The organism is Curtobacterium sp. VKM Ac-1393 (assembly GCF_015350995.1).
GTDB lineage: Bacteria > Actinomycetota > Actinomycetes > Actinomycetales > Microbacteriaceae > Curtobacterium.
The window spans coordinates 48,144-73,398 of sequence record NZ_JADKRW010000002.1 but is presented as its reverse complement, the minus strand read 5'-3'; the positions used below and the strand labels follow the sequence as shown (position 1 = coordinate 73,398).

Annotated in this window: 22 protein-coding genes and 2 tRNA genes; 2 read left to right on the top strand and 22 right to left on the bottom strand. The window is 70.7% G+C overall.

What is annotated here, in order from left to right; genetic code table 11:
• Positions 1–3 precede the first annotated feature (3 nt).
• From ITJ59_RS04155 to ITJ59_RS04135, 5 genes are all read right to left on the bottom strand, one after another.
• Positions 4–873: a DUF1684 domain-containing protein gene (locus ITJ59_RS04155; RefSeq protein ID WP_194649884.1), complete on the bottom strand. Its 870-nt coding sequence runs from the start codon at positions 871–873 to the stop codon at positions 4–6.
• Positions 870–2,000 (bottom strand): AI-2E family transporter, encoded by a 1,131-nt coding sequence (locus ITJ59_RS04150; protein WP_323749393.1) that lies wholly within the window; start codon positions 1,998–2,000, stop codon positions 870–872. Before ITJ59_RS04150 ends, ITJ59_RS04155 begins: the two co-directional genes overlap by 4 nt.
• A 1-nt stretch (position 2,001) precedes the next feature.
• Positions 2,002–2,076 (bottom strand) — tRNA-Ile (locus ITJ59_RS04145).
• A gap of 10 nt (positions 2,077–2,086) precedes the next feature.
• A complete protein-coding gene (locus ITJ59_RS04140; protein WP_194649883.1) occupies positions 2,087–3,298 on the bottom strand; it encodes a glycosyltransferase in 1,212 nt (403 codons plus the stop codon).
• A gap of 161 nt (positions 3,299–3,459) precedes the next feature.
• Positions 3,460–4,371 carry a DMT family transporter gene (locus ITJ59_RS04135; RefSeq protein ID WP_194649882.1) on the bottom strand — a complete coding sequence of 304 codons (912 nt, stop codon included), beginning with the start codon at positions 4,369–4,371 and terminating at the stop codon, positions 3,460–3,462.
• Between the two features lie 39 nt (positions 4,372–4,410).
• Between ITJ59_RS04135 and def the strand changes: the two genes are divergently transcribed.
• Positions 4,411–4,986, top strand: coding sequence for a peptide deformylase (def, locus tag ITJ59_RS04130; protein WP_194649881.1), 576 nt, complete (start codon positions 4,411–4,413; stop codon positions 4,984–4,986).
• Positions 4,987–5,091: 105 nt separating this feature from the next.
• On the opposite strand, the gene ITJ59_RS04125 is transcribed toward def, so the two are convergent.
• The 13 genes from ITJ59_RS04125 to dusB all read right to left on the bottom strand — a co-directional run bounded on the left by ITJ59_RS04125 (position 5,092) and on the right by dusB (position 20,942).
• Positions 5,092–5,580, bottom strand: coding sequence for a hypothetical protein (locus ITJ59_RS04125; RefSeq protein WP_194649880.1), 489 nt, complete (start codon positions 5,578–5,580; stop codon positions 5,092–5,094).
• 50 nt (positions 5,581–5,630) lie between these two features.
• Complete coding sequence (locus ITJ59_RS04120; RefSeq protein ID WP_194649879.1) at positions 5,631–6,179, bottom strand: pentapeptide repeat-containing protein; 549 nt, start codon at positions 6,177–6,179, stop codon at positions 5,631–5,633.
• Between the two features lie 158 nt (positions 6,180–6,337).
• Positions 6,338–7,870 (bottom strand): hypothetical protein, encoded by a 1,533-nt coding sequence (locus tag ITJ59_RS04115; RefSeq protein ID WP_194649878.1) that lies wholly within the window; start codon positions 7,868–7,870, stop codon positions 6,338–6,340.
• A 138-nt stretch (positions 7,871–8,008) separates the two neighbouring features.
• A tRNA-Asn gene (locus ITJ59_RS04110) sits at positions 8,009–8,081 on the bottom strand.
• A gap of 125 nt (positions 8,082–8,206) precedes the next feature.
• The gene (locus ITJ59_RS04105; RefSeq protein ID WP_194649877.1) at positions 8,207–9,208 is read right to left on the bottom strand and encodes a D-isomer specific 2-hydroxyacid dehydrogenase family protein; all 1,002 of its coding nucleotides are present in this window, start codon (positions 9,206–9,208) and stop codon (positions 8,207–8,209) included.
• Complete coding sequence (locus ITJ59_RS04100; RefSeq protein ID WP_194649876.1) at positions 9,205–10,134, bottom strand: ATP-binding cassette domain-containing protein; 930 nt, start codon at positions 10,132–10,134, stop codon at positions 9,205–9,207. The genes ITJ59_RS04105 and ITJ59_RS04100 overlap by 4 nt, the downstream gene beginning before the upstream one ends.
• 149 nt (positions 10,135–10,283) lie before the next feature.
• Entirely contained in the window at positions 10,284–11,990 is a 1,707-nt protein-coding gene (locus ITJ59_RS04095) for an ABC transporter ATP-binding protein (protein WP_194649875.1), read from the bottom strand.
• Complete coding sequence (locus tag ITJ59_RS04090) at positions 11,987–12,994, bottom strand: ABC transporter permease (RefSeq protein ID WP_194649874.1); 1,008 nt, start codon at positions 12,992–12,994, stop codon at positions 11,987–11,989. The genes ITJ59_RS04095 and ITJ59_RS04090 overlap by 4 nt, the downstream gene beginning before the upstream one ends.
• Before the next feature lie 2 nt (positions 12,995–12,996).
• Complete coding sequence (locus ITJ59_RS04085) at positions 12,997–14,073, bottom strand: ABC transporter permease (RefSeq protein WP_194650369.1); 1,077 nt, start codon at positions 14,071–14,073, stop codon at positions 12,997–12,999.
• Positions 14,074–14,189: 116 nt separating this feature from the next.
• On the bottom strand, positions 14,190–15,821 hold the full coding sequence (locus tag ITJ59_RS04080; RefSeq protein WP_194649873.1) for an ABC transporter substrate-binding protein: 1,632 nt from the start codon (positions 15,819–15,821) through the stop codon (positions 14,190–14,192).
• A 639-nt stretch (positions 15,822–16,460) separates the two neighbouring features.
• On the bottom strand, positions 16,461–18,374 hold the full coding sequence (dnaG, locus tag ITJ59_RS04075; RefSeq protein ID WP_194649872.1) for a DNA primase: 1,914 nt from the start codon (positions 18,372–18,374) through the stop codon (positions 16,461–16,463).
• 85 nt (positions 18,375–18,459) lie between these two features.
• Positions 18,460–19,791 carry a deoxyguanosinetriphosphate triphosphohydrolase gene (locus tag ITJ59_RS04070; protein WP_194649871.1) on the bottom strand — a complete coding sequence of 444 codons (1,332 nt, stop codon included), beginning with the start codon at positions 19,789–19,791 and terminating at the stop codon, positions 18,460–18,462.
• On the bottom strand, positions 19,788–20,942 hold the full coding sequence (dusB, locus tag ITJ59_RS04065) for a tRNA dihydrouridine synthase DusB (RefSeq protein ID WP_194649870.1): 1,155 nt from the start codon (positions 20,940–20,942) through the stop codon (positions 19,788–19,790). Before dusB ends, ITJ59_RS04070 begins: the two co-directional genes overlap by 4 nt.
• Positions 20,943–20,989: 47 nt before the next feature.
• Here dusB and ITJ59_RS04060 point away from each other — a divergent pair, with 47 nt between their 5' ends.
• On the top strand, positions 20,990–21,475 hold the full coding sequence (locus ITJ59_RS04060) for an aminoacyl-tRNA deacylase (protein ID WP_194649869.1): 486 nt from the start codon (positions 20,990–20,992) through the stop codon (positions 21,473–21,475).
• A 119-nt stretch (positions 21,476–21,594) separates the two neighbouring features.
• Here ITJ59_RS04060 and ITJ59_RS04055 read toward each other — a convergent pair whose 3' ends face one another.
• The 4 genes from ITJ59_RS04055 to ITJ59_RS04040 all read right to left on the bottom strand — a co-directional run bounded on the left by ITJ59_RS04055 (position 21,595) and on the right by ITJ59_RS04040 (position 25,206).
• Positions 21,595–21,804: a hypothetical protein gene (locus ITJ59_RS04055; RefSeq protein WP_194649868.1), complete on the bottom strand. Its 210-nt coding sequence runs from the start codon at positions 21,802–21,804 to the stop codon at positions 21,595–21,597.
• Positions 21,801–22,535 carry a DsbA family oxidoreductase gene (locus ITJ59_RS04050; RefSeq protein ID WP_194649867.1) on the bottom strand — a complete coding sequence of 245 codons (735 nt, stop codon included), beginning with the start codon at positions 22,533–22,535 and terminating at the stop codon, positions 21,801–21,803. Before ITJ59_RS04050 ends, ITJ59_RS04055 begins: the two co-directional genes overlap by 4 nt.
• A 122-nt stretch (positions 22,536–22,657) precedes the next feature.
• Positions 22,658–24,043, bottom strand: a complete 1,386-nt coding sequence (locus tag ITJ59_RS04045; protein WP_111085729.1) for a glycine--tRNA ligase — start codon at positions 24,041–24,043, stop codon at positions 22,658–22,660.
• 107 nt (positions 24,044–24,150) lie between these two features.
• Positions 24,151–25,206, bottom strand: coding sequence for an aminotransferase class V-fold PLP-dependent enzyme (locus ITJ59_RS04040; RefSeq protein WP_194649866.1), 1,056 nt, complete (start codon positions 25,204–25,206; stop codon positions 24,151–24,153).
• Positions 25,207–25,255 lie beyond the last annotated feature (49 nt).

Genomic DNA, 25,255 nt, shown 5'->3' with positions numbered 1-25,255 from the left:
GACTCAGTGCAGGACGGAGTCCTCGGCGTCGACCGGGTGCCGCTCCCCCGCCGTGATCGGCACGGGGACGCGGTTGTCCTCCGGCGGGATCGGGCAGGCGAACTGGTACGAGAACGCGCAGGGCGGCAGCACGAGCAGGTTCCAGTCGAGTTCGACCCTGCCCGCGGCACCGGGATCGTCCAGGTACAGGAACCGACCCATCGAGTAGGTGCTGCCGGGGTCGTCCTCGGCGAGGGTGCTCGTGGCGTCCTGCACGATGAGCTGCAGGCGCGGTGCACCGCGGAACGCGGCGGACCGGACCGCGACGAAGCGCACCGTCGTGCTGCCGAAGGCCGTCTCGATGTGCCCGGCGACCGGCAGGGCGTCGCCGGCGGCGTCGAGGACGCTGCCACGGGCCTCCCGGTCGTCGCCCGCACCGTCGTCCGACGGCACGTACGTTCCGGAACGCACCCAGTCGTCGGACCGGTCGAACCGGGCGATGTGGTCGAAGCGCTGGACGGGTTCGGCGGCGGGGTCCCAGACCCGAAGGGTCGACCCGGACACCGTGCCGGCGAAGCCGTCCGCGAACGCGACGGCGGACGGCACCACGGCGGTGTCGCCCGCGACCAGCACCGTGCCGTCGACGGGGACACCGTCGACCACGACGCCGTCGTCGGCCGCGGCCGTGACGGTGAGGCCGCCGGTCGTCGGCGCCCAGCTGCCGGGCACCGGCCACACGGGCTGCGCGTGGTCGACGCGCTGGGCGTCGTTCACGAGGGCCAACGGACCACGAGGACCGCGCGCCCAGCGATCGCGTTCCGCAATGTGGTCAGCAAAGGCGCCGTGGTCGGCAAAGGCACCGTGGTCGGCGAACGCCGCCGCCGCGTCCGTCACGCCAGCTCCTGCCGGGGGTAGATGACCTTCTGCACGATGATGATGACCGACGCGGCCACCGGCAGGGCGACCAGGGCGCCGAGCACGCCCCCGATCGTGCCACCGGCCACCGCGGCGATGACCACGAGGGCACCGGGGACCTGGACCGCGCGCGACATGATGCGCGGCGAGATGATGTACGCCTCGACCTGCATGTACACGAGGTAGTAGATCGCGGCGGCCAGTGCGGTCGCCGGTGACGCGAACAGGCAGAGCAACGAGATGACGACGGCGGCGCTGAGCGTCCCGACGAGCGGGATGAGCGAGCCGAGGAACGCGAACGACGCCAGCAGCACCGGCAGCGGCGCACCGATGATGAGCAGGAACACCAGGCTCAGGATGCCGTTGATGAGCGCCTGGGAGACCTGACCGACCACGTACCGACCGACGGCCTGGGTGATCTGCTCGCTGACGTCGATGAAGTTCTCGCGACGCGACGCCGGTACGAACCGGTAGGCCGCGCGCTTCATCCCGCGCATCGAGGCGAGGAAGTACAGCATCAGGATGAGGACGATGAGCACGCCCGTCACCCCGGAGAGGATGCCGCTGCCGACGGCCAGGATCCCGCCACCGACGCTGAGCAGGTTGCCCGGGTTCTCGACGAAGGACTGCACCGACTCGAGCGCGTGGTCGATGTCGAACGACCCGGCGAACTGCTTCGACAGGTCCTGCACCCACTGCTGCTTCGAGATGTCGTCGACGACCTCGGGGAAGTTCTGGATGAGGTTCGTCGCCTGCTCGACCAGGATCGGCACGACCGCGAACACCACCCCCGCGAAGACACCGAGGACGCCCACCACGACGATGGTGATCGCTGCCCACCGCGGGATGATCCGTTCGAGGAACGAGACCAGCGGGTCGATGCCGAGCGCGAGGAACAGCGCGACCCCGATGTAGACGAGGACGGTGCTCAGCTCACCGATGATCGTGCCGGCGAGCAGGGCCACGAGCACGCCGATGGCACCCATGAACCCGATGCGGAAGGCGTTGACGCGCACGCCGGTGCCGCCGCGGGTCACCTGGAAGGTCACGTTCGGCGTCGGACCAGCGCTGTCGTGGTCGTCCTCGGGCTTGCGTCTCAACTGCACGTAGGGCGGGCGGGACTTGAACCCGCGAATCGTTCGGTTATGAGCCGACTGCCTTGACCAGCTTGGCTACCGCCCCTCGGGGACCGTCAGGCCACCGGTTCCCCACGATACAGCGCCTCGAACGTCGTGAGTGTGCGGTTGATGTCGTGTGCCTCGATCATGGCCAGACTGCGTGCGCGCATCGCCGTGTACTCCGCTTCCGGTGCGGTGAGCACGGCCTCGAGCTTGGCCGCGAGGTCCCGTTCGTCGCCCGGGGTGAACAGGTACCCGTTGCCGTCGATGAGGTGCGGCAGGGCCATCGAGTCGGCCGCGACGACCGGCAGGCCGGACGCCATTCCCTCGAGCGACGAGATGCTCTGCAGCTCGGCGGTGGACGGCATCGCGAACACGGTCCCGTTCGTCAGGGCCGTGCGCTTCGCCTCGTCCGAGACGAAGCCGAGGAACCGGACGCGGTCCTCGAGTCCGAGCTCCTTCGCCAGGGCGGTGAGCTTCGGGATCATCTCGCCGTCGCCGACGATCGTCAGCGTGGCGGCGAGCGAACCGGGCAGCAGTGCCACGGCGCGGACCAGGACGTCGAGGTTCTTCTCCGGTGCGACGCGGCCGACGAACACGATGTCGTTGTTCACCGGGCGCCCCTCGCGCGCGACGTAGCGGGATGCGTCGATGCCGCACGAGATCGCGAGCACCCGCTGCCCGGCGATGGCCTTCCGCAGGTAGTCGGCCGCCAGGTTGGTCGGCGTCGTGATGGTGTCGGCCAGCCGGTAGGTCTTCGCGGCGTCGCTCCACGCGATCTTCAGCGCGATGGGCAGCGTCCACTTGCCGAACGGGGTGTACTCGAGCAGGTTCTCGGGCATGAAGTGGTTGGTCGCCACGACCCGGATGCCGCGCGCGTTCGCCTCGGGCACGATGCCACGGCCGATGACGACGTGCGACTGGATGTGCAGCACGTCGGGCTTGACGGCGTCGAGGATCGGCCCGGTCCACTTCTTCACGCTCCACGGCCACACGAAGCGGAGCCAGGCGTGCAGCGGCCACTTGTACGACTTCAGGCGGTGCACGACGAGGGTCACACCCTGGTGCTCCTCGTCGAAGGTGCCGTGGTGGCTGCTCGATGCGGGCGCGACGACGTGGACCTCGTGCCCGCGCTCGGCCAGACCGACGGCGAGCTGCTCGGCGAAGGTGGCGGCGCCGTTGACGTCCGGCGGGAAGGTGTCCGCGGCGATCAAGACCCGCAACGGTCGGTGTCCGCCCGTCGCACCCGTCGGCTCGGCGGTGGCGGTGGTGACGTCTCCTGACACGGCTGGCGTCGTCCTCTCGTGGGCGATTGCTGGTCGGACTGCGACGGTACCGCACCTGCTCGGGCGGCCGCGTCAGCCGCGCGGGGGACCCTCGTGCCACCAGGGAGTGACGCCGCCTCACCGGCAGGACGTCGCGGCCCGCGCCGGACCGGCCGTCGCGGTCAGGCCCGGGTCTGCGGGTGGTGCTTCGCCAGCAGGAACACGCCGGTGATCGCGATGCCGGCCGCGACCACGAAACCGGCGACCGCACCCCACGGCGCCCCGGACGCCTCGTCGAGCACGACCACGCCGATCCCGACCGCGACGATCGGGTCGATCACCGTCAGCCCCGCGATGACGAGGTCCGCCGATCCGGCCGAGTACGCGTTCTGCACGAAGTACCCGCCGAGCGACGCCGCGACGACCACCCCGATGATCGCGAGCACGGTGAGCCAGTCGAACGTGCCGTTCACGAACCGGTTCAGCACGACCTTCGCCAACGTCGCGACGAACCCGTAGAGGATGCCTGCGCCGACGATGTAGTACAGCGCGTTCTTGTGCTTGGCGACGAGCCGGAACGACACCAGCACCAGGACGAGCACGACCGCCAGGATGACGAGGACCGTGACGAGCTGCTGGCGGGTGATGGCGCTCTCGTGCCCGACGAACGCCGCGATGCCGACGAAGATCGCGACACCGATGATGCACGTCCACACTGCACGCTTCGCCCGCTGGCCCAACGGGACACCCGACGACCGCGACGAGAACCACGTCGTGATGACGAGCGCGACCGCACCGAGCGGCTGCACCACGATGAGCGGGGCGTACGTGATGCTGATGAGCTGCAGCACGACCGCGATGCCGAGCATCAGGGTGCCGAGCACCCAGTAGCCGCTCGAGACCAGGCCGACGACGTGCCGGACGCTCAGTCCCTTGGACTGCCGTCCCAGCCGCGCCTCGACCCGCTGCACCCCACGGCTCTGGAACTGCGCCCCGAGCGACAGGAACACCGCACCGATGAGCGCGACCGGGATCATGAGCGCCTGGAACGGCGTCAGGTTCACTGCGTCCGGCAGCTGGAGGTCCGTCGTCACGCGTCGAGGCTACCGTCCACCGCCGGATAACCTGGGTGAATGGCCGTTCTCCCGATCCGCATCACCGGCGAACCCGTCCTGCACGAGCGTGCAGCCGAGGTCACCGAGTTCGATGACGACCTCCGTTCCCTCGTCGCCGACATGTTCGAGACCATGGACCTCGCCCCCGGTGTCGGGCTGGCCGGCCCGCAGGTCGGCGTCGGCAAGCGCCTGTTCGTGTACTCGTACACCGACGACGATGACGTCCTGCACCGCGGCGCCGCCGTGAACCCCGTCCTGTGGATCAGTCCGCCCGTCCCCGAGTCGGTCGAGGAGCTCGACGAGGACGACGAGTCAGAGGGCTGCCTGTCCGTGCCGGGCGAGCGGTTCCCGCTGCGCCGCTCCGAGCGCGCCCTGCTCCGCGCCGTCGACGAGCACGGTGATCCGTTCGAGGTCAGCGCCGACGGCTGGCTCGCCCGCATCTTCCAGCACGAGTACGACCACCTGGACGGATGGCTCTACGCCGACCGCCTCGTGCACCCGTACGGCAAGCAGGTCGCCAAGGCGATCCGCAAGAACAGCTGGGGTGGCCCCGGTCAGTCGTGGCTGCCGGGTCGCGACCACCCCGAGGGCTGACGCGGGACACGTCTCGCGCATCGGACGCGTCGGTCGTGTCGACTGCGTCGGTCGCGTCGGTCGCGTCGTCTGCGTCGTCCGCGTCGTCCGACCGGGAGGCCCGGCTCAGCTCCGGTACGACGACAGCGCGTCGCGCAGGTGGTCGGTCTCCGGATGCCCCGGGCAGTACTGCAGGAGCCCGTCGGCCAGGTGGGCCGAGCCGTCGTCGGCCACGGCCGACGTCCACGGTGCCGTCCCGGTCACCGCGCAGGTGCTCGCGAGTTCGACCAGCGTCGCGTCACCACGCGCCGCGTCGACCGCCGCCTGCTGCTGCTCCGACGGCACCGAACCGGTCAGCCGTTCCGCGGCGCACGAGGTCCGCTCGGCCTCCCACACCGCCGAGTACGTCGTGTAGGTCTCCCGCTCGCCGTCGTCGCACACGAACGCGAACACGACCGGCGACGCGCCCGACCCGAGTCCGGTCTCCGAGCTCGTCGGGTCCTCGGACGAGTCGGTGTCCGGTCCTGCGCCGCTGCACCCGACCAGCAGCGGTGCGAGCACCCCTGCGAGCAGCGCGCCGACGAGCACGACGCGGGGCGGACGGGATCGGAGCACCTGTGAACGCTAACAGTTTCCCCCGGCCAGGAAAGCCGCACGACCGCCGCTCAGCGCGTCGGGCCAGTGACGGTGATGGTCGCGCGCTGGTCGAGCCGGCCGCCGCTGCGTGCCTCGGTGCTCATGCGACAGCGCACCTCGGTCGCGCCCACCGGCGCCTGGACCTCTTGCCGGACGCAACTGGTCGACGTCACGCCGCGCGGCAGGTCGAGACGGATCGGCACGGTGAGCGGCCGTCCGTCGGTGCTGCGGAGTTCTTGGTCCGCGAGTTCGAGTGGTGTGCCGCGAACCGTCAGCCCGGCGATCCGCGCGTCGGTGAGGTCGACGCCGTCGATGCGCGCCTGACTGATGTCGGCACCCGACATGTCCGCACCCGTGAGGTCTGCGTCGCGCAGGTCCGCTCCGGTCAGGTCGGCGGCGTACAGGTCGACGCCGTGCAGGTCCGCGAGACGGAGGTCGGCACCGCGCAGGTCCGCACCGAACAGGACGCTCGCCCCGAGGTCCGCTCCACGGAGGTCGGCACCGTGCAGGTCCGCGAGACGGAGGTCCTCGGTGGCGAAGTCCGCACCGGCGAGGTCCTGGTCCGCGCACGTCGTCACCGAACCTGGTTGCGGCGCGATACGGACCGTGCACGATCCCACTCGCCGTTCACCCGCGCTCGTTCCACCTGTGCGTGCGAACGCGCCGACGCCGATGACCACGAAGAAGAGGACCGTCAGGGCGAGGACGACGACGGTTCGGAGGCGCGACGACCCGGTCACGTGTCGAGTCCGGTCAGCCAGTGGGGCAACACCGCACGAGCCCAGCTCGAGTACCAGGCAGCCGAGTCGGCGTACGGGAAGAAGGCGCTGATCGGGTTGTAGAACGCGAACAGCACGACGCCGACCGTGATCGTGGCCACCCAAGCGATCGTCGCAGCCCGCCCGCGCAGTCCGCGGAGCCACGACGACATCGCGAGCAGGATCACCGCGACGATCATCGGCATCACCGGGAGCAGGTACCTGCCGGAGAACGCGAAGTCCTGCCGGAGGTTCACGGCGGTCGCCGCGTTGAAGCACAGGACCGCCACCGTGTAGGCGATGGGCACGGTGGCCAACCACCACATCGAGGCCGAGCGGAGGACCCGTCGCAGCTGGGTGCCGGCGATCGCGACGGCAGCGACCGAGACCGTCGCGCCGAACACGACCACGCCGAGGTTCGGGCGCCAGGCCAACGACGGACCCCAGAAGAAGAACAGCGACCGGAAGTACGTCGTGATCCACATCCACAGGAACGCCAGGGGGTGGAACGGCTCGAGCGTCCCGGTGACCACGGCCAGGTCGTGGGCCCGGACGGCGTTGTAGTTCCGGCGGAAGATCCCGAAGTTCATGCACGCAGCACGGCTGTGGATCTCCGCGCAGTCCGGGTTCAACGCCCGGTAGACGAGCAGGTTCACACCGAAGCGCTCGAGGACGAGGGCGAGGAGCGCAGCACCGACGACGACGAGCACGATCGACCGCGCCGGCCGGCCCCGGAAGCCCGCGGCCGCTCGCCGCACCGGGTTCCGCAGCCACGCGAAGCCGTCGACCCGGTACCGGAAGAGGATCGCGAAGAACGCCCCGGCGAGGATCAGAGGCGCCTGGGAGTACTTGAGCATCAGCGCGAGCATCGCGGTGACGACCAGCCAGGCGAGCGTGCGGAGGCCCCCGTCGCGCGCGACCTTCACGGCGACAGCAGCGAAGAGGAAGAACGCTGCCATGGACGGCGCGTCGTAGCTGATCGTCGCGGCCTGCCAGGCGTACCGGCCGGTGAAGGCCGTCGCGATGATGGCGAGGAGCCCGATCGCGGTCGGGACCCCGGCGTTCCGGAACATCGCTCGCAGGGCGACCAGACCGGCCCCGGCAGCGAGGACGTCGATGCTCCGGAGCACCATGACGGTGTGCTCGTAGTCGAGCCCGAGCGCCTGCGCCCCCCTCGCCGGGAAGGACATCAGGTAGTAGTAGAGGTACGCCGGGAAGCGCGTGACCTCGCCGAGCCACAGCGTCGACGCCTTGACGTCGTGCAGGAACGGCCCGTCCGTCCAGGGGCGCGCTGCGTAGAGCAGGATGTTGCCGATGTGCCGCCGCTCGTCCGGTGCGGCCGACGCAGGCACGTGGATGGTGACGGCGAACAAGAAACCGACCAGTAGGAACGCCACGAGCACGACCAGGAACGCGGTCGGGGAGGACAACACCCGGTTCGCGCGCCAGAGGACGGGCTCGGTCCGCGAGTCGACCATGCGCCCGGTGACGGGCTCGCGGGTCAACGACATCGAACAGTGGCCTTCCGGGATCTGGGGACTGGTTCAGGCTAGCAGCGCGTCAGAGCGGAGCAGGTGAGCCGACTGCGCGTCCCGTTGCGGCGCGAACACACGCAAAAGGCCCGGATCCTTGCGGATCCGGGCCAGAAGCTCCCCGAGTTGGACTCGAACCAACAACCTGCCGGTTAACAGCCGGCTGCTCTGCCAATTGAGCTATCGAGGATCACTGTCCGCTGGCGAATGTCGTGCGAACAACGGGTAACAGCATAGCAGGACCTCGGGGCCCCTCACCGCATCGGACACGCCGCCCGGGCGCGCCGCGTTCCGGCCCCGCGAGACGACCCGGCGTCAGTACCCGGCGACGGGGTCGACGACGCCGACGAACCCCTCGCCCGTGCCGCCCAGGAACGCCGCGGTGTTGAGCCGCACCCGCTCGGCCAGCAGCGGCGCGACCATCTCCGGAGTGTCCGCCTGGTGCGGGGTGACGATCGCTCCGGGCTCGGACCACAGGGGGTGGCCGTCGGGCAGCGGCTCGGGTTCGGTGACGTCGAGTCCCGCGGCGGCGATCGCACCGGAGCGCAGCGCCTCGACCAGGGAGTCGGTGTCGACCAGTCCCCCGCGGGCGATGTTGACGAGCCGGGCGGAGGGCTTCATGATCGCGAACTGCCGCTTGCCGAAGAGCTTGGCCGTACCCGAGGTCATGGCCGCCGCGATCATCACGACGTCGGCGCCCGGCAGGACCTCGTCGAGCTGGTCGGTGGTCACGGTGCGCGAGGCGCCGTCGACCGGGTCGGCCGAGCGGCGCACCACGGTGACGTCGACGTCGAACGGGGCGAGCAGGCGGATGTACTCGAGGGCGATCCCGCCGGCACCGATGACGACGACGTTCCGGCCGTAGAGCGAGACGCCCTCGGGCTCGGTCGCCCACGAGGTCGCACGGGCCCGCTTCTGCAGCACCCGGAGCGCGCCGAGGGTGAGCGCGAGCGCGTGCTCGGCGACGGGTTCGGCGTAGGCGCCCTTCGCCGAGGTGAAGAGGACGCGGTCCCCGTGCTCCTGGATCAGGTGCGCGAAGGCGTCGACGCCGGCGAACGGCAGCTGCACCCAGCCGACCCCGGGTGCGGCGTCGAGGGCGTCCTCGAGTCCGGACGGGTCGCGCGGGTCCAGCCAGACGAGTCCGCGCGTGTCCGCGTCGAGCGGTGCGACGGTGCCGCCGGCCTCGGTCACCGCGGTGACGTGCAGGTTGGTCGGTTCCGGCAGCACGGCGACCGGGCCGGACAGCGGCGCGTCGATCGGCAGCGGGGCGCCGGAGGTGGGGACGACGGCGCGGTGGCCTCGGGTGACGGTGCTCACGGGTTCTCCTGTCGGTCCGTGCGGGGTCCGGTGCCCGCGGCGACCGGTCTGCGCGGTGCCGTCGAACGGCGCGGGGCGGTGGGTGCGGGGCGGCGCTTGACACCGCGGGCCGCGGTCGCGGCCAGGGTCTTCACGTAGGGGTCGACCGGGTTGTCGAGCACCTCGTCGAAGGTGCCGAGACCGACCAGTCGGGCGTCCGCCATCACGGCGACGCGGTCGGCCAGGGCCCCCGCCTCGCGCAGATCGCTCGACACCACGATGGCCGAGAAGTGCCGGTTGCGCTGCAGGGTCGCGAGGGCCTCGAGCACCGACTGGCGCACGAGCACGTCGACGCCGCGGGCGGGCTCGTCGGCCACCAGCAGCTGGGGTTCGAGCACGAGCGCGCGAGCGAGGGCGACGCGCTGCCGCTGCCCGCTCGACAGTTCCCACGTGTTCAGGCGCATCACGCCGAGTGGCAGGTGCACGGCGTCGACCAGGCGCGCGACGATCAGGCCGGCCTCTTTCCGGTCGAACCGGCGGTCGCGTTGGTAGATGGGCTCGGCGATCGCCTCGCCGACGGTCAGGTCGGGGCTGAGCCGGTCGGCGCCGTCCTGCGGCAGGTAGCCGATGCGGCCGCTCAGTCGCTCGAGCTTGCGCGACGAACCGCGCAGCCCCCGGGTCTTCTGCCCGAGCACCGTGAGTTCGCCGCCCACGATGTGCCGGCGGAGGGCCCCGTCGCCCTCGCCGTGCGAGCCGAGCTGTCCGGCGATCGCCGCCGCGAACGTCGACTTGCCGGAGCCGGACTCACCGAGCAGCGCGAGGATCTCGCCCTGCCGCACGGTCAGGCTGACGCCGTCGACCGCTCGGATCGCTTCGGACCCCCGTCCGCCCCGGTACTCGATCGACACGTCGTCCGCGACGACCGCCGGTCCGTTGACCGCGATCATGGGTCCCCTTCCACGCCGCCCCCTGGCGGCGGTTCGCGACGGACCGCCGCTGGCAGGACCGTCGTGCGTACAGCTGTGGAGACGACCGCCCAGGAGGCCCGGCGTGCGTCGTCGACGCAGGACGGGCCTCCTGGACGGGTCGCGTCGGGTCAGGACCCGGCGTTCTCCAGTTGCTCCAGCGTACGCCGTCGCTCGGCCTGCTCCGCAGGGTCCGGCACCGGGAGCGACGCCAGCAGGCGCTGCGTGTACGGGTGCTGCGGCGCGCCGAGGACCTGCGCGGTGGTGCCCACCTCGACCAGGTCACCGCGGTAGAGCACCGCGATCCGGTCGGACAGCGCGCCCACGACCGCCAGGTCGTGGCTGATGAACAGCGACGCGAAGCCCAGGTCTTGCTGGAGCTCGAGGAACAGCTCGAGCACGCGGGCCTGCACCGACACGTCGAGCGCGCTCGTGGGCTCGTCGGCGATGAGCAGCTTCGGCCGGAGCGCGAGCGACCGGGCGAGCGAGGCACGCTGGCGTTGCCCGCCGGAGAGCTCGTGCGGGTAGCGGTCGCCGTACGCCCGCGGCAGCTGGACGGCCTCGAGGAGCTCGTCGACCCGCTTGCGCGCAGCACGCGGACTCGACACCTCCTTGTGGACGACGAGCGGCTCGGCCACGCACTCGGCGATCGTGAGCAGCGGGTTGAACGACGTCGCCGGGTCCTGGAACACGAACCCGATGTCCTTGCGCAGGTGCTTGAAGTCGCGCTCGCGGTAGCCGAGCATCTCGGCGCCGAGGACCTTCAGCGAGCCGCCGGTGACCTTCGTCAGACCGGCCATGGCACGGCCGATGGTGGTCTTGCCGGAGCCGGACTCCCCCACCAGGCCGAGGACCTCGCCGGGACGGATCGCCAGGTCGACGCCCTTCACGGCGCGGAACGCCGGCGAACCGAGGCGCCCGGGGTACTCGATCTCGAGCCCCTTCGCCTCGACCAGCGGGGTGACGTCCTCGGAGATCGCGGCGCGGCGGGCGGTCCCCGTCGACGCCTCGAGCCGGGGCACCGCGGCGAGCAGCCGCTTCGTGTAGTCGGCCTGCGGGCGGGCGAACAGGTCCGTCGCCGACGCCTCTTCCACGATCTCGCCCTGGTACATCACGGCGACACGGTCGGCCAGGTCGGCCACCACGCCCATGTTGTGGGTGATGATCACGATCGCCGTGCCGAACTCGTCGCGGCAGCGGCGGAGCAGGTCGAGGATCTCGGCCTGCACCGTGACGTCGAGCGCCGTGGTCGGCTCGTCGGCGATGATCACCGACGGCTCGAGGGCCAGGGCACTCGCGATGACGACACGCTGCTTCTGCCCGCCGGAGAACTGGTGCGGGTAGTGGTCGACCCGGGTCTCGGGGTCGGGGATGCCGACACGGCCGAGGTAGTCGATGGCCTTCGCCCGTGCCTCCTTCCTCGACATGCCGCCGTGGGCCCGGAGCCCCTCGGCGATCTGCCACCCGACCGTGAAGACCGGGTTGAGCGCGGTGCTGGGCTCCTGGAAGACCATCGCGCCGGCGGTCCCGCGCAGACTGCGGAGCTTCTGCGCGCCCACGGTGACCACGTCGGTGCCGTCGAGCAGCACCGCGCCGCCGAGCGTCGCCGTCTCGGGCATCAGCCGGAGCATCGCGCGAGCCGTGACGGACTTGCCGGAGCCGGACTCGCCGACCAGGGCGAGGACCTCGCCGGGGCGGACGTCGAGGCTGACGCCCTTCACCGCGTCGACGGCGCCGCCGTCGGTCGCGAAGGTGACGGTGAGGTCGTCGACGACGACGACTGGTGCGCCCGCGTTCTCGGGGGCTGCGTCGTTCTGGGGGCCTGCTGCGTTCGTCATGCGCCGGTTCCTTCCGCGCGTGCTGCCGTGTTGCGCGCGTCGCGCGTGGACACCAGCTGCTTCAGCCGCCGGCGCGCACGCAGACGGGGGTCGGAGATGTCGTTGAGGCTCTCACCGATGAACGTCACGCCGAGCACGAGCACCACGATCGCGACACCCGGGAAGACACCCGTCCACCAGACACCGCTCGCGACGTCGGAGAGCGCACGGCTGAGGTCGTAGCCCCACTCGGCACCGCTCGTCGGTCCGATGCCGAACCCGAGGAAGCCGAGCCCGGCCAGGGTCAGGATCGCGTCGCTGGCGTTGAGCGTCAGGATGAGCGGCAGGGACCGCGTCGAGTTCCGGAGCACGTGCCGGGTCATGATGCGCCACGGGTTCGTGCCCATCACGCGCGCCGACTCGACGAACGCGTCGTTCTTCAGGCGCACGGCCTCGGCGCGGACCACCCGGAAGTACTGCGGCACGTAGACGACGGTGATCGAGATCGCCGCCGCGATGATGCCACCCGAGTAGCTCGAGTTGCCACCGGAGATCACGATCGACACGACGATCGCGAGCAGCAGCGACGGGAACGCGTAGATCGCGTCGGCGACCACGACCAGGATCCGGTCGAGCCACCCGCCCAGGTAACCGGAGACCAGGCCGAGCAGCACGCCGACGATGATCGACACGATGACCGCGACGATCACGACGAGGACCGCGGTCCGGGCGCCGTAGACGACGCGGCTGAACACGTCGAAGCCGCCGACGGTGGTGCCCCAGATGTGCTCCGCGCTCGGTGCGTCGGTGCGCGGGAAGCTCTCGCCGTCCGCGCCCTGCAGCTGGCCGAAGCCGTACGGGGCCAGCAGCGGGGCGAAGACCGCGACGAGCAGGTAGAGGGCGCAGATGACCACGCCGACGATGAGCATGGCGCGCTGCCAGCCGGTGCTCTTGCGGAGCTGGACCACCACGGGCAGCCGCTTCCAGAGCGGCTCGTGGCGGTCGACGAGGGTGGTGTCGGCCATCGTCAGAACCTCACTCTCGGGTCGATCAGTGCGGCGACGACGTCGACGATGAAGTTGGTCACCGCGACGATCACCGCCAGCATCGCGACGATGCCCTGGACAGCGACGAAGTCACGGGCCGACAGGTACTGGTTGAGCTCGAAGCCCAGTCCGCGCCAATCGAAGGTGGTCTCGGTCAGGACCGAGCCGCCGAGCAGCATCGCGATCTGCAGACCCATGACGGTGATGATCGGCACGAGGGCGGGGCGGAACGCGTGCGTCCGGACGAGCCGTGACTCGCGGACACCTCGGGAACGGGCCGCGTCGACGTACTCGGAGCCGAGCGACCCGATCATGTTCGCGCGCACCAGGCGCAGGAAGATGCCGGCGGTCAGCAGGCCGAGGGTCAGCGCGGGCAGGACGGCGTGCTGCAGCACGTCGCCGATGACCGCCGCGTTGCCGGTGCGGAGCGCGTCGATGATGTAGATGCCGCTCGCGCCGGGGATGCCGTCGAGGATGAGCTCCACCCTGGTCGACGCGCGGTCGCCGAGGGGCAGCCAGTCGAGCCACACCGAGAAGACGAGCTTGAGCAGCAGGCCGCCGAAGAACACCGGGGTCGCGTAGGTCAGGATCGCGAGGGCACGGAGCAGCACGTCGGGCCACTTGTCGCGCGTGTACGCGGCCAGCATGCCGAGCGGGATGCCGAGCACGAGGGCGACGACGAGGGCGTAGAACACCAGCTCGGCGGTCGCGCCGCCGTACTGCAGGATGATCTCGGTGATCGGCCGGTTGTCCGTCGACGCGTTGCCGAAGTCACCGCGCAGGATGTTGCCGAGGTACTCGAAGTACTGCACGAGCACGGGACGGTCGTACCCGGCGGCGTGCAGGCGTTCCTGCAGCTGCGTCGGGGTGAGCCGCCCGCCGACCGACGCGGTGATCGGGTTCCCGATGACGCGCATCAGGAAGAACACGAGCGTCACCAGGATGAAGACGGTCGGGATGATGAGGAGGAATCTGACCAGGATGTACCGGCCGAGTCCGCCGCCACTGTTCTTGGCACTGCGTCGTGCCTGTGGCTTGGTCGGATCGGTGCCGTTCACGTCCTGGGTCGCCTCGGGAGTGCTGAGGGTCACGGGGAGGGGTGCCTTTCATGCCGGTGCGCAGGCCGCGGGCGTTCCTCGTGGGAACGCCCGCGGCCTGCGCGAGGGGCGTGGTGCTACTTGCTGAGGGTGGCGTACCGGAACTTGAACGAGGCGTCGAGGGTCAGGCCCTTGACGTCCTTGCCGGCGACGGCGACGGACTTGCCCTGCAGCAGCGGCAGCGTCGAGATCTGCGTTGCTTCGCGCTCCTGGGCCTGCTCGATCAGGTCGGCACGCTTGTCCGGGTCGGACTCCGCCTGCTCCTTCGCGATGAGGTCCTGGATGACCGAGTCGTCGTAGTGGTTCTGGACGAAGTTCTCCTTGGTGAAGAACGGCGACAGGTAGTTGTCGGCGTCGGAGAAGTCCGGGAACCAGCCGAGCTGGTACTCCGGGTAGGCGTCCTTGGTGCGCTCCTGGGCGTAGGTCGTGTAGACCGTCGACTGGATGTTGACGGTGAACAGGCCCGAGTCCTCGAGCTGGGTCTTCAGCAGCGCGTACTCGTCGTCCGAGGCCGAACCGTAGTGGTCGGGCGCGTACTGGATGTCGAGCTGCACCTTGCCGGAGACACCGGCGTCGGCGAGGGTCTTCTTCGCCTTCGACACGTCCGGGCCGCCATCACCGTCGCCGTACATGTCCTTGAACGGCTGGACCGCACCGGTGAGGCCGTCCGGCACCATCGAGTACAGCGGCGTGAAGGTGTCGTTGTAGACCTCCTTCGCCAGGGCGGCGCGGTCGACCACGTCAGCGGCGGCCTGGCGCACTGCGAGGGCCTTCGCCTCGTCGGCGTCGTCCTGACCGGTGCCGTACGGCTGCGTCTTGAAGTTGAAGACCACGTAGCGGATCTCGCCGCCGGGGCCATCGGTGACCTTGAGCTTGTCGTCCTTGCGGAGATCCGAGATGTCGGTCGGCGTCAGGGAGCGGTACGCCACGTCGACGTCGCCCTGCTGCACGGCGAGCTTGAGGTCGGTCTCCTTCGTGTAGTAGTTGGCCGTCACCTCGGAGGTCTTCGCCTTGCCGAGCAGACCGTCGTACTTCGGGTTCGTCTTGTACTGGATCAGCTGGTTCTCCTTGTAGGAGCTGATCTGGTACTGCCCGGCGAACGCCTTGCCCTTGACGATGTCGTCGGCGCTGGTGAGCTTCGTCGCGCTGAAGACGTCCTCGTCCACGATCGGGCCGGCGGGGCTCGAGAGCACCTGCGGCCAGGTCTGGTCCGCGTGGTCGAGGTTGAAGACCACCGTCGTGTCGTCCGGGGTGTCGATGCTCTTCAGGTTGGCCAGCAGCGACTGCGGGCCGTTCTCGTTGTTGATCTTGAGCTCGCGGTCGAACGAGAACTTCACGTCACTCGAGGTGAGCTTGTTGCCGTTCGCGAACTCGAGCCCGTCCTTGAGGGTGACCTCGTACGTGGTCGGGTTCGTGAACTCCGCCTTCGTGGCGATGTCCGGCTCGACGTCCGGGCTGCCCACGGGCGTGTTCATCAGGAACGGGAAGACCTGGTTCTGCACGGCGAAGGAACCGTTGTCGTAGGAGCCGGCCGGGTCGAGGGAGGTGATCTTGTCCGTCGTCCCGATGCTCAGGCCCTTCAGCTCGGTGTCGCTCACGCTGCTGCTCGCGCAACCGGTCAGCACCAGCGCCGTCGCTGCTGCCCCGGCGCCGAGCGCGATGCCGCGCCGACCCCACGTGGTGGTGTGCTTCTTGAACACGGATGCCATGTTCGACGCCTCTCTGGAAGATGGGTGCAAGAGTCCTGACCGGCGGGTGGAACGTCTGTGTGCCCGGTCAGGAACGCTCATTGGTATCACCCTGTCACGGAACTCATCGAACCGGGGGCGATTTGTTTACACCGCTGTAATGCACGCACCCGTCGCGTGATGCATCATTCGTGCGCCGTGGTGCGGCGCGCCGCACACGAAAGTTGCGCGGCGCAACCGGCCCCTCGCCCGCCCCGCCCGCCCCGCCCGCCCCGCCCGCGCCGCCCCACCCCCCCCCTGTCCCCGCCCCCAGGTTCCGAAATCTCGGCATGTCGGCGCACGTTCGGCCTCGCATCGGCACCTCGGCGGCACGCACGCGGCGTGTTGTGGAACCTCGGACATCGACCGGGAGGCCCGGCGCACCGCAACAACGCCCGTCACCTCTGCAACGTGGTCACGTCGCACTGCCTCAGCCACGTCGTGCGGACACGCCCCGCCCACATGCCGGCTCACCGAGGTTCCACGAAGTGCCGCGTGGCCGCGGGCAGATGCGCAGATTTCGGAACCTGGACGAACGGCAGGCGGCGCGTCGTGCGACCTCGGCGACGCCAAGCGCCCCGAAGAGCCGCCGGCCGCGGGCCGCGGGAACAGGCGAAGTGGCTAGGAAGCCTCGGCGTCGGCGCGGAGCCGCATCCGCTGCCCGTCGATGTCGACGAGCTGCCGCTGGATCTCGGCGCGTCGCTCGGCCTGCTCGTGCGGGTCCGCCCGCTGCAGCTGCCCGAGCAACGAGGCCTTGCGCGCAAGCAGGTCCCGCTCGACCAGGGCGACGACGATGCTCCGGCAGTACGCCGCCAGGTCGTCCGCGTTGCGCGCGGGGATCGGGGAGAGGGCGAGCTCGTGCGTCAGGGACCGCAACGGGGTCGGCACGTCAGCGAGCAACCGGTCGAGCCAGTCCCCCGCACCGATGACGTCGACGTTGGCGACGACGGCGTCTCGTACGGCGGCGAGCATCGGCGCCGAGAACGTGGCCGATGCGGCGAGCCCGAGCAGCGGCGCTCCGACCGAGGTCGGCTGCTGCACCATCGCCATGACGGCGTCGCGCTCCATTCGGCTGATCGGGTCGTTCGGCAGCGAGCGGATCCCGGCGACGGGCTCGTCGACCACACCCGCCCCGTCGGCACCGTGACCGGTGCGACCGTCGCGCCCCGGGCCTCCTGACCGATCGTCCGTCGACCCCGCACGCCGACGCGCGGTCTCGACCGACCGACGGACCTCGGGCATGTCCATGCCGAGCCAGCCGGCCAGTTCGCGGACGTACCCCTGCGTGAGCGAGCGATCGCGGATGCCGGCGAGCACGGGGGCCGCCGCGCGGAGGGCACCGACGCGGCCCTCGACCGTTTCGAGGTCGTGGCCCTCCAGCGTTCGGCGGATCATGAACTCGAACATCGGGCGCTTGTTCGTGATGAGGCGGCGGATGGCGTCGTCACCGCGGGCCAGCCGCAGGTCGCACGGGTCGAGGCCCCCGGGCGCGACGGCGACGTAGGTCTGCGCGGCGAACCGCTGCTCCTCGGCGAAGGCGCGCGACGCGGCACGCTGCCCGGCCTCGTCGGGGTCGAAGGTGAAGACGACCTCGCCGTTGGCGTTCGGATCGGCGCCGGCCAGGTCGCCGAGCATCGGGCGCAGCACCTTGATGTGGTCGACGCCGAACGACGTGCCGCACGTGGCGACCGCGGTGGTGACACCGGCGACGTGACAGGCCATGACGTCGGTGTAGCCCTCGACGATCACGACCTGCTTCTGCTTCGAGATGTCGCGGCGGGCCAGGTCGAGCCCGTAGAGCACCTGGCTCTTGTGGTAGATCGGGGTCTCGGGCGTGTTGAGGTACTTCGGGCCCTTGTCGTCGTCGAGCAGGCGGCGGGCACCGAACCCGATGGTGGCACCGGTGACGTCACGGATGGGCCACATCAAGCGCCCACGGAACCGGTCGTACGGCGATCGGTCGCCCTGGCTGACGAGCCCGGCCGAGGTGAGTTCCTCGAGCGTGAAGCCCCGACCGCGCAGGTGGTCCTTGAGCATGTCGAAGGACTTCGGCGCGAACCCGACGCCGAAGCGCTGCGCTGCCGAGGGGTCGAACCCGCGCTCCCCCAGGAACCGCCGGGCTGGGTCGGCCGCGGCCGTGGTGAGCTGCGCCGTGTAGTACTCGAGCGCCGCTTCGTTGGCAGCGATCAGCCGAGCCCGGGTGTTGTAGTCGGTGCGCGGCCCGTCGCCCTCTTCGTAGTGCAGGGTGAAGCCGATCTTGGCCGCCATGCGCTCGACGGCCTCGGCGAAGGTGGTGTGGTCCTGCGCCATGATGAAGCTGAAGACGTCGCCGTCCTCGCCGCAGCCGAAGCAGTGGTACCGACCGACCTGGGGTCGGACGTGGAACGACGGAGAGCGCTCGTCGTGGAAGGGGCACAGCCCCTTCATCGAGCCGACGCCCGCGTTCTTCAGCGTGACGTAGTCGCCGACGACGTCGGCGATGTTGACACGCGAGCGGACCTCGTCGATGTCGTTCCGCGCGATCCTGCCAGCCACCCTCTGATCCTAGTTCGTGGGACCGACCTCGGCCGACCGCGGCCCCGACATGTGGACGAGCCACCGCGACCGACCGCGGCCCCGCTCACACCGGGATGTGGACCGCTTCCCGCTCGCCGACGACCAACCGTCGGTGCCAGGCGATCGCCCCCTGGTCCGTCAGGCTCGCGACCTGGTCGACCACGGCGCGGAGTCGCCCGTCGTCGTCGGACGCCGCACGCCAGTCCGCTGCGAACCCGGGCTCCAGGTCCGGCGCACCCGACGCCGCCAGGACGTCGAGCAGTTCGGTCAGGATCCGGCGCTGTTCCTCGTACACGGGCTGGCGATCGCCCTGCGTCATCACGAACGCCGCCACGATCCCCTTGAGCACCGCGATCTCACCGATGATCTCGGGCGGTGTGACGACCGAGGCCGCGAACCGGACCAGGGACCCGGATGCGTAGGACTCGCGGGTCGCGGCCGTCGCCGTGCGCGCGAAGCGTCCGATCAGCTGCGAGGTCAGGTTCTTCAGGTGGGCGGCGTCGCGGCGGGACCCGTCGTACGAGGTCATCCACAGCGGCAGCGACCGGAGGCGGTCGAACGCCTCGAGCAGTTCGTCGCGGCTCAGGTCGTCGCCGACCCAGGCGTGCATGGCGGAGACGATGTCGTTCTCGCCGACGCGGTCACCGAGGGCCGCGACGTCGATGAACCCGGCGACGACGGCGTCCTCGAAGTCGTGCACCGAGTAGGCGATGTCGTCGGACAGGTCCATGACCTGCGCCTCGATGCACCGCTGGCGGCGGGGAGCCCCGGCCCGGAGCCACTCGAAGGCGTCGTGGTCGTCGTCGTAGAACCCGAACTTCGTGCGGCCGGACGACGACTCGGAGACGCCCTGCGCCGCCGGCCACGGGTACTTGCAGCTGGCGTCCAGTGACGCGCGCGTCAGGTTGAGCCCGAAGGGACGCTCGACGCCAGCGTCGGCCCCCGCGCCAGCACCGGCACCGGCACCGGCACCCGGCCGCACCCCGTAGACCTTCGGCTCGAGCCGTGTCAGCAGTCGGAGCGTCTGCGCGTTCCCCTCGAACCCACCGATCCCGGCGGCCCACGCGTTGACCGCAGTCTCGCCGTTGTGGCCGAACGGCGGGTGGCCGATGTCGTGCGCCAGGCACGCGGTGTCGACGACGTCGGGGTCGAGCCCGAGGGAGTCCGCGAGCTCACGACCGACCTGTGCGACCTCGAGCGAGTGCGTCAGGCGGTTGCGGGCGAAGTCGAGCCCGGTCGTCGGGCTGAGCACCTGGGTCTTCGCGGCGAGGCGACGGAGCGCGCTCGAGTGCAGCAGGCGGGCACGGTCGCGGGCGAAGTCGGACCGCCGGTTCGAGTGCTGTTCCGGCAGCCAGCGTTCGGCGTCGGCGGGACCGTACGACGAGAAGGCGCTCATCCGCCGCTGTGGTGCAGTTCGGCCGCGGCGAGGACCTTGCGGAACTCGCTGTCGACGTCGCGGGACTCGAGCCAGCGGTCGGGCAGGGCCGTGCGCTTCGGGTGGCCGGCGCGGCCGCGGGGCCCCTCGGCACCCTCGCCGGGGTACGGCGCGTCACGGTCGAGCTGCCCGAGCAGGTCGTCGATCTCCTGCAGGCTCGACGACAGCGCGAGACCGGACCGGACGTCGCTGCCGATCGGGTACCCCTTGAAGTACCAGGCGACGTGCTTGCGGATGTCGCGGCAGCCGTGGTCTTCCGACTCGAAGAACTCGACGAGCAGCTCGGCGTGCCGACGGAACCCGTCGGCGACCTCGCCGAGGGTCGGCATGTAGCGGATCCCCTCGCCGCGGAACGCCGCCGCCAGGTCGCCGAACAGCCACGGCCGACCGAGGCACCCGCGCCCGACGACGACGCCGTCCGCGCCGGTCTCGTCGATCATGCGGAGCGCGTCGGCTGCGGACCAGATGTCGCCGTTGCCGAGGATCGGGATGTCGGTGACGGCTTCCTTCAGCGTCGCGATCGCCGACCAGTCGGCGTGACCGGAGTAGTGCTCGTTCGCCGTGCGGGCGTGCAGCGAGACGGCTGCGACACCGGCGTCCCGCGCGATGCGGGCGGCGTCGAGGTAGGTCAGGTGGTCCTCGTCGATGCCCTTGCGCATCTTGACGGTGACCGGCACGTCACCGGCGGCCCGGACGGTCTTCGTCACGAGGTCGCGGAACAGGTCGGTCTTCCAGGGCAGGGCAGCCCCGCCGCCCTTGCGGGTGACCTTCGGCACCGGGCACCCGAAGTTCAGGTCGATGTGGTCGGCACGGTCCTCGCCCACCAGGATCGACGCTGCCTCGGCGACCGTGTTCGGCTCGACGCCGTAGAGCTGGATCGACCGCGGGGTCTCGGACTCGTGGTGCTGGATGAGCCGCATCGACTCGGGTGTCCGTTCGACCAGCGCCCGCGAGGTGATCATCTCGCAGACGTAGAGTCCGGCGCCGTACTCGCGGCAGAGCCGGCGGTACGCCATGTTCGTGATGCCCGCCATGGGCGCGAGCACGACCGGCACGTCGACCTCGATCGGGCCGATGCGCAGAGGCCGTGCTGGGGCGTGTGTGATCGTCATACCTGGTCCATCCTCCCACGTCGGTGCTCGCCGGTAGCGTTCTCCACATGACCATCGACGCCAGCACCCGGTTCGACACCGACGCAGCGGCCCGCGGCCTGACGGTCGACGTGGTCGAGCGTCCGGCAGCGGACTCCCTGCAGCAGGCCGCCGAACTGCTCGGCATCACGCCAGGCGACGTCGTCAAGACGCTCGTGGTCAAGCGTCACGACGGCGGGTTCCTGCTCGCCCTGGTGCCCGGCGGCCGCAGCATCGCGTGGAAGAAGCTCCGCACCGTGGTCGGCGTGAACAAGCTGTCGATGCCCGACGCCGCGACCGCACTGCAGGCGTCCGGCTACGAGCGCGGCACCATCACCCCCATCGGTGCGACCGGCGACCTGCCCGTCTACGCCGACGAACGGATCGTCGGCCGCCGGGTCGCCCTCGGCGCGGGCCGACACGGCGCGAGCGCCTTCGTCGACGCCGACGACCTCATCGCCGCGTACGCCGCGACGGTCGCCGACATCACCGACCAGGAACCGCAGCGCGACTGATCGGTCCGGCGACCGACGGATCGCGCCCCCGCTCAGCCGTCGCGCCCCGCAGAGTCGGGGCGCAACGACCGCACGGGGGCGCGGGACCACCAGCGCGCGACGCGCGACCGACGGATGCGTCAGTCCGGGACCTCGCTCCAGTCCCCCTCGGCACCGGCGAACGATCCGGCGTCGATCAGGCACGAATCGCCGTCGCAGACCGGCGCACCACCGGGCGTGACCAGCGTGAGCAGGCCGGGGCGCGCCTCCAGTCCGGAGATCGCATCCGGAACCGACGAGGCGGACGGGAGGCCCGCCCCACCCCCGACGGTGACCGTCGCGCCCGTCATCGGCTCGCCGCCACGTCGGCGCTCGCGTCGTCCGCAGCGCGTCCGGTCGCCGAGGCGACCTCGTCCGGTGTCGTCTCGCGCAGCGCGACGACCTGCGTCAGCACCTGCTCGAACGCTGCCGGGTCCTGCGCACCGGAGACGCCGTACTTGCCGTCGATGACGAAGAAGGGGACGCCGGTGATGCCGAAGGCCTGCGCCTGGGCCTGGTCGGCTCGGACGGCCGCGAGCTGCGAGTCGTCGCGCAGGGTGGCGAGGACCTCGTCGTGGTCGAGGCCGATCTCGGCCCCGAGGTCGGCCAGTGTCGCCTCGTCGCCGACGTGCTCGCCGCGCTCGAAGTAGGCGGTGAACAGGCGCTCGACCATGTCGAGCTGCTTGCCGTGCTGCTTGGCGAGGTGGATGACCTGGTGCGCCTTCACCGTGTTGGTGTGGTGCATGGCCTCGAAGTCGTAGTCGAGCCCGACCGACGCCGCGATGCCCGTGACCTGGTCGAGCATCTGCTGCGCCTGCTCGACGGGCATGCCCTTGTGGTTCGACAGGAACTCGGCCTCGGTGCCCTCGAAGTCGACGGGGGTGTCCGGGCTGAGCTCGAAGGAGTGGTACTCGACCTCGACCGGGCGGCCGTCCGCCGAGGCGCCGAACGCGGCGACACCGGCCTCGAACTTGCGCTTGCCGATGTAGCACCAGGGGCAGGCGATGTCCGACCAGACATCGACCTTCACGGAGTCGTTCATGCTGATCCCAACGCGCGGCTGGCGTGCTCATTCCCGCAGAACCTGGTTCCGGACACAACACCGCGGATCTGCGTGGTGCTGTGTCCGGAACCAGGTTCCAACGCGGCCGACGGGCCGCGCCCCTACGCGCCGAGCAGGCGCTGCGCCAGGTAGCCCTGCAGCTGGTCGAGGGCGACCCGCTCCTGCGCCATCGTGTCGCGCTCGCGCACCGTGACGGCCTTGTCCTCGAGCGTGTCGAAGTCGACCGTGATGCAGAACGGCGTGCCGATCTCGTCGTGGCGACGGTAGCGGCGACCGATCGCGCCGGCGTCGTCGAAGTCCACGTTCCAGTTCTTGCGCAGGTCGTCGGCCAGGCCGCGGGCGACCGGCGACAGCTGCTCGTTGCGCGACAGCGGCAGCACCGCGGCCTTCACCGGGGCGAGCCGCGGGTCGAGTCGCAGCACGGTGCGCTTGTCGACGCCACCCTTCGCGTTCGGTGCCTCGTCCTCGTGGTACGAGTCGAGCAGGAACGCCATGAGCGCACGGGTCAGGCCGAAGGACGGCTCGATGACGTACGGCACGTACTTCTCGTTGGCCGCCTGGTCGAAGAACCGCAGGTCCTGCCCCGACGACTCGATGTGGTTGTTGAGGTCGAAGTCGGTGCGGTTCGCGACGCCCATGAGCTCGCCCCACTCCGAGCCCGTGAAGCCGAAGCGGTACTCGATGTCGGCGGTGGCGTCGGAGTAGTGCGCCCGTTCGCCGTCGGGCACGTCGAAGCGGCGCAGGTTCTCCGGGTCGATGCCGAGGTCGGTGTAGAACGCGACCGAGTCGGCGATCCACTGCTCGTAGTGCTCTCCTGCCTCGGCCGGCGGCACGAAGTACTCGATTTCCATCTGCTCGAACTCGCGCGTGCGGAAGATGAAGTTGCCGGGGGTGATCTCGTTGCGGAACGCCTTGCCGACCTGGCCGATGCCGAACGGGGGCTTCATGCGGCTGGTCGTGACCACCTGCGCGAAGTCGACGAAGATGCCCTGCGCGGTCTCGGGGCGCAGGAAGTTCAGGCCCTCTTCGGACTCGACCGGGCCGAGGTACGTCTTGAGCATCCCGGAGAACTCGCGGGGCTCGGTCCACTCGCCGCGGGTGCCGCAGTTCGGGCAGGCGATCTCGGCCATGCGGCCCTCGGGGTCACGCCCCTTCTTGGCGACGAAGGCCTCGATCAGGTGGTCCTCGCGGAACCGGTGGTGGCAGTGCAGGCACTCCACGAGCGGGTCGGTGAAGGTCGCGACGTGGCCGGAGGCCTCCCACACCTTGCGGGGCAGGATGACGGCGGAGTCGAGACCGACCATGTCGCCACGGCCGCGGACGAACCGCTGCCACCACTGGCGCTTGATGTTCTCCTTGAGCTCCACACCGAGGGGCCCGTAGTCCCACGCGGAGCGGGAGCCTCCGTAGATCTCACCCGACTGGAAGACGAAGCCGCGGCGCTTGGCCAGGGCGATGACGCTGTCGAGACGGGAGGGCTGTGCCAAAGGGTGCTCCAGAGGTCGCCGAGCTGGGTGCTCGGTGCGGAAACGGTCCGGGCAAGACTACCGGCGTTCGTGGCCCGGGAGGCCCTCCCCGCGTCCGCCGTCCGCGCTCACGATCGTGACGTGGCGGGTGCGACCCCGACCAGCGCGTCCGCCACGTCGGTCACGTCCGCCTCGTCGTTCCACAGGTGGAACGCGATCCGGAGTCGCCCGGCACGCCCCGACGCGGTGAGCCCGGCGGCGGTGAGGGCTCGGAGGGCCGACCCGTCGGCGTCCGCGAACGTCACGATGGCCTGCCCGTCGCCCTGCCGAGGCGACCCGAGGGCGTCGCACAGCCGATCCGCGAGACCGGTGGCGTGCCTCCAGACCGCCTGCTGGTCGAGCGCGACCGCGTGTTCGAGCGCGGCCACAGCGCCGGGCCACGCCTGCCAGGCCGGCGAGACGTCGAAGCGACGGGCGTCGTCGGCCAGGCGCATGTCGGGGCCGTAGCAGGACGACCAGACGTCCGCTCCCGCGTACCAGCCGGCCTGGACCGGACGGAGCCGAGCGAGCGCGGTGTCGGACAGCGTCATGAAGGCGACGCCGCGCGGTGCGCAGAGCCACTTGTAGGCGTGCGTGAGCGTCACGTCGAACAGGGCGGCGTCGACGGGCAGGACGCCGGCTGCCTGCGTGAGGTCGCAGAGGGTGAGGGCACCGAACTGCCGGGCCGCGGCGACGACCGGGTGGGGGTCCGTGACCACGCCGGTGGCGGACTGCACGGCGGACCACGCCACGAGTGCGGTGTCGGGCCCGACGGAGGCGGCGAGCCGGTCGAGCGAGACGTGCCGGACGCGGACGCCTCGGTGCGCCTGGGCGAGGAACGGGAAGACGACCGAGCTGAAGTCGCCGTCGGGGACGACCACCTCGGCACCGTCCGGCAGGGCGTCGGCGACGACCGCGGCCATCACCGAGGTCTGCGAGCCGGTGGCGACCCGCGATGCCGGGACCCCGACGAGGGCGGCGAACAGCGCACGCCCCTCCTCGACCAACGCCCCGTAGTGGGCCGGCGAGGTCTCGGCGCGGGACCACGCGTCGAGGTCGGCCCGCTGGGCGGCGAGCGTGGCCCGGGTCGGCAGACCGGCGGTGCACGCCGCGAGGTAGCCGCGGCCGGCGGGGAAGGAGTCCATGCGGACAGCGTCCCGGCTCGCGTTCCATCACACCAGATCCGGCTCGTTG

What these genes read in the sequence shown, in the direction of transcription:
- def (WP_194649881.1), top strand. Translation starts at nt 4,411, where the DNA reads ATGGCCGTTCTCCCGATCCGCATCACCGGCGAACCCGTCCTGCACGAG.
- ITJ59_RS04115 (WP_194649878.1), bottom strand. Translation starts at nt 7,870, where the DNA reads ATGTCGTTGACCCGCGAGCCCGTCACCGGGCGCATGGTCGACTCGCGG.
- ITJ59_RS04100 (WP_194649876.1), bottom strand. Translation starts at nt 10,134, where the DNA reads ATGATCGCGGTCAACGGACCGGCGGTCGTCGCGGACGACGTGTCGATC.
- ITJ59_RS04095 (WP_194649875.1), bottom strand. Translation starts at nt 11,990, where the DNA reads ATGACGAACGCAGCAGGCCCCCAGAACGACGCAGCCCCCGAGAACGCG.
- ITJ59_RS04090 (WP_194649874.1), bottom strand. Translation starts at nt 12,994, where the DNA reads ATGGCCGACACCACCCTCGTCGACCGCCACGAGCCGCTCTGGAAGCGG.
- ITJ59_RS04080 (WP_194649873.1), bottom strand. Translation starts at nt 15,821, where the DNA reads ATGGCATCCGTGTTCAAGAAGCACACCACCACGTGGGGTCGGCGCGGC.
- ITJ59_RS04070 (WP_194649871.1), bottom strand. Translation starts at nt 19,791, where the DNA reads ATGAGCGCCTTCTCGTCGTACGGTCCCGCCGACGCCGAACGCTGGCTG.
- dusB (WP_194649870.1), bottom strand. Translation starts at nt 20,942, where the DNA reads ATGACGATCACACACGCCCCAGCACGGCCTCTGCGCATCGGCCCGATC.
- ITJ59_RS04060 (WP_194649869.1), top strand. Translation starts at nt 20,990, where the DNA reads ATGACCATCGACGCCAGCACCCGGTTCGACACCGACGCAGCGGCCCGC.
- ITJ59_RS04055 (WP_194649868.1), bottom strand. Translation starts at nt 21,804, where the DNA reads ATGACGGGCGCGACGGTCACCGTCGGGGGTGGGGCGGGCCTCCCGTCC.
- ITJ59_RS04050 (WP_194649867.1), bottom strand. Translation starts at nt 22,535, where the DNA reads ATGAACGACTCCGTGAAGGTCGATGTCTGGTCGGACATCGCCTGCCCC.
- ITJ59_RS04040 (WP_194649866.1), bottom strand. Translation starts at nt 25,206, where the DNA reads ATGGACTCCTTCCCCGCCGGCCGCGGCTACCTCGCGGCGTGCACCGCC.